This is a genomic window from Vibrio genomosp. F10 str. 9ZD137, from assembly GCF_049974785.1.
Taxonomy (GTDB): Bacteria; Pseudomonadota; Gammaproteobacteria; order Enterobacterales; family Vibrionaceae; genus Vibrio.
Genome location: NZ_JBNGCJ010000242.1, coordinates 1 through 3628, shown reverse-complemented (window position 1 = coordinate 3628; position 3628 = coordinate 1). Strand labels below are relative to the sequence as shown.

Here is a 3628-nt window from a genome sequence, read left to right as displayed (position 1 = left end):
AACCGCTCTTCCGATCTCGTAAGTCATGTTGGTTTCATTCTCCATAAAGGGATAAATCACCCAGTGCCGCTGAACGCTTGCTCTCTAGGTCAACTCGTTTGTCAACAAAGCTAAAGAAGCAGAACTTACAGCACTAGGGCAGTTAAAACATTGTAATCGATAGGACATATTACCTGTCATATCGAGAGCTTCAACCTTTATTATCCTTCATCCGGCGAATATTTATCCATTCATGTGGATTTCTTGTCTGAAAGGGTGAATTGGTTTAATAAAGCTTCTAAACGGTCAGATAATTGCTCAAGATTTATACTGATTTCACGCGTTTGTGTTGCGGAACTCGACGTGTCATCAGAGTGACGAGTGATGACGTCTATTTTTCCGAGTATATCTTGGTTAATTTGAGTGCTGACTTGACTTTGTTGTTGAATACTGTCTGCGTGATTTAATGCTTGCTGCATTTCAGTAACCACTTCGTTCATTGCAGAAGATAAAGCATCAATAACGGTGGACCGTTGATGTGCCTGATCACAAACATTGTCGACAGAGAGCAGCGAGCCTTCACTATTTGATTGAAGCTCGGAAATAATACGTTCAATACTGTCCGTCGCTTCTGATGTCCGACTCGCAAGCTGTCTGACCTCGTCGGCAACAACTGCAAACCCACGTCCTTGCTCTCCAGCTCGTGCCGCTTCTATTGCCGCATTCAGTGCCAGTAAATTGGTCTGGTCAGCAATCCCCTTAATCACAGCCAAAATACTAGAAACTTCATTGGTTTGGTTGTTAAGTTGCAGAATATTGTCTTTAACGTTCTCAATATCGCCGACAAGGTTTTTAACACCGTCACTCGCTTGGTGTGCTTGGTTTGCACTGTCTTTAGCAATTGTGGTGGTATGTTTAATTAACGATGACGCATCGACAGTCGCTTGTTCCACTTGATTTTGCTGATTTTGCATTTGTTCAATATTGGCTTGCACATCAGCAGTTTCTTGTTGTTGGTTATTTGCAGCATGATCGGTGATTTTAGCAACATCAATTAGAGTCGCCGCCGATGCGGACAAGCTGTGGGAAGTTTCTTGCACTTTACTTAAGCTATCACTCACGGTAGACATGAACGAATTAATCGCATTAGAAAGGTCGCCAATTTCATCATTTTTTGTGTTACGTACGCGTTTTGACAGATCTTTTGTTTGACTGACAGATTGCATGAATTGGGAAGTGCGTTGAATCGGGCGAACAATCGTTTTTCGGATAACAACGAGTGTGATGAGAAAACCCACAAATGAAATCAGCGCGGTGATTCCCAAAGCAAAGATGGTTTGGCTATTAATGAGTTTGTTCACGTTGGTTAAGTTGTACTCTAAACGAATCGCTCCTAGTACTTCACCTTCGGAAGCCAAGTGGCAAGACACACAGTTGGTCCCGCGGTAATTTTCGCTCGATTTCATCGGCAGCGCGACGACAATCCCATTGCCCCATTCACCCGAATACGGTTCAATCACGGTTTCACCGGCAAGCGCTCTGCGATCAATGTCATCGCTTGGTTGTTGGTTTGCTTTACCTTCTCCATATATTTTGCTGACTGCATCCGCGCGTAGCACTTTGACGTTTTCAATGCCCTCTTGGGCCATCGCTTTCTCTCTCAATGTCTCTTTTTGAGCCATGGTACCCGTGAGCATCATCATGTTAAGGCTATCGAAATAGTTGCTCGCTTTTTCATGCAGTTGTTCACTGAGTACCGAGTTGATCAGGTTGCGCTGCTGGATGTATTGATAACCAGTAGATACCGATAATACCAGTGTAGAGACGGAGATTAAGGTCACGAGTAGTTTGAAGCTGACGGATATTTTCATAATGTTATTTTTATAGTTTTTTAACAGACGTCTCTAATATACCTTGTTTGAAGTAAGGTTAATATGGTGGGTGTATTGTTGATGTGATATGTGACATAAGGTTTCATTGTAAATGTGATGTTAGCATCTTGTGATGCCGCTGTTTTTCATGTGATACATGTACAAATGATAAATGCCAAGTCTTATGAACCAAGTTTAAGTGTCAAGGGTAGCGGTAACACTGGGTGCTTGAAGGGCCCAGTTAAGTGGTATAATTTCTCTTAACTAAACGTTGTCACAACGTGGGTTATTTCTTACTATTGCGCGTCGTTAAAAACCTAGAGAATAAAAATGAAAGCTGAATTGTACAAAGAGTTTATGTTTGAAGCTGCACACCATCTGCCACATGTACCAGAAGGGCACAAGTGTGGTCGTCTTCATGGACACTCTTTTTTGGTTCGTCTTTTTGTTGAAGGTGAGGTGGATCCCCACACTGGTTGGGTGATTGATTTTTCAGAAATTAAAGAAGCATTTAAGCCGATTTATGATCGCCTTGATCACTACTACCTAAATGATATTAAAGGGTTAGAGAACCCGACTAGTGAAGTTTTAGCTAAGTGGATTTGGCTAGAATTGAAACCAAGTCTTCCGCTGCTGAGTAAAGTTGAGATTAAAGAGACCTGCACGGCGGGTTGTATTTATGTTGGTGAAAATTAAGCATTAACAAGAATGGTATAAAAAGCGAAGCAGGTCTTCGCTTTTTTTTCGCCTAAGCACTCTCGTTAACATCAAACTGACGTTGTGGTTCTGGCTAATTAAGGGTAAAAGTACTTAGGTGAAGCACAAAGGGAACTTGTTTTTATGATGTTACGACTCTCAATCATTGTTCAATCCGTATTAGCCATAGCGATTCTATATCTAGGTTTTGCTATTCATGGTTTTACCGAAAAAGTCGGTGAAGTCGTCGATAAATACCCGCAAATGGTCACAGATATTAGTAATATTACCGATAAACTCGAAATAAAAGAATGGTTGCTGTTTGCTGAACATGTTGAAGCTATTGCTCCACAAATTTTGGTCGCGGTTAACGATGTGAATAAGACGCTGGTGGAAGTGAACCAGACGGTGGATTCTGTTGACAAGAAAATTCCTGCTATCGTGTCAGAATTTACTGCGTATCGCGAGAACACTATCCCATCAGCCCTAGCTGAAATGAAACATTACCGTGTTGATGTCGTTCCAGCTGCAGTCAATGAACTCAAGAAATACCGGATAGATGTTATTCCTCCTGCCTTGTTAGAAAGTAAAGCGTACCGTTCAACGGTGATACCGAATGTCTTAACAGAATCCAATAACCTACGAAGCGATATCCCGCCCATGCTCGCCAAAGCCGATGAGATTATTGATAAGACACAGCAAATAGCCGCAGAAGCGACACAAGGCGCAGTGAAAGGGGTAGTGTTATCCCCAATAAACCTACTTCGAGGTGCTGGCGATGAAATACGATCTAAGGTGACTCTTGATTCTTTAGAATAATAAAAAGCCCAGGCTATATGCTTGGGCTCCATCTTCGATAAGTGCAAAACTAGAAAGGTAGGTTTCTAACAAACGACCTTGATAGCCAATCCACCTTGAGAGGTTTCACGGTATTTTGCGTTCATGTCTTTACCCGTTTCCAGCATGGTTTCAATCACTTTATCAAGCGAAACGCGAGGAGCAGAAGAGCGACGCAATGCCATACGAGTCGAGTTGATCGCTTTAACCGCCGCAATACCATTTCGCTCAGATCGGAAGAGCGG

At 42.3% G+C, this 3628-nt stretch carries 4 protein-coding genes; 2 read left to right on the top strand and 2 right to left on the bottom strand.

The annotated features are described in order from the left end of the window. Positions 1-230: 230 nt before the first annotated feature. Positions 231-1850, bottom strand: a complete 1620-nt coding sequence (locus ACP45E_RS03790; protein ID WP_017038661.1) for a methyl-accepting chemotaxis protein — start codon at positions 1848-1850, stop codon at positions 231-233. Positions 1851-2180: 330 nt separating this feature from the next. Here ACP45E_RS03790 and queD point away from each other — a divergent pair, with 330 nt between their 5' ends. Next, positions 2181-2546: a 6-carboxytetrahydropterin synthase QueD gene (gene queD / locus ACP45E_RS03785; RefSeq protein ID WP_017034411.1), complete on the top strand. Its 366-nt coding sequence runs from the start codon at positions 2181-2183 to the stop codon at positions 2544-2546. Between the two features lie 144 nt (positions 2547-2690). Next, complete coding sequence (locus ACP45E_RS03780) at positions 2691-3365, top strand: hypothetical protein (RefSeq protein ID WP_017038660.1); 675 nt, start codon at positions 2691-2693, stop codon at positions 3363-3365. A gap of 65 nt (positions 3366-3430) precedes the next feature. Here ACP45E_RS03780 and ACP45E_RS03775 read toward each other — a convergent pair. Next, positions 3431-3628 (bottom strand): L-serine ammonia-lyase, iron-sulfur-dependent, subunit alpha (locus ACP45E_RS03775; protein ID WP_198927680.1); only part of this gene is annotated, 198 nt, incomplete at its 5' end.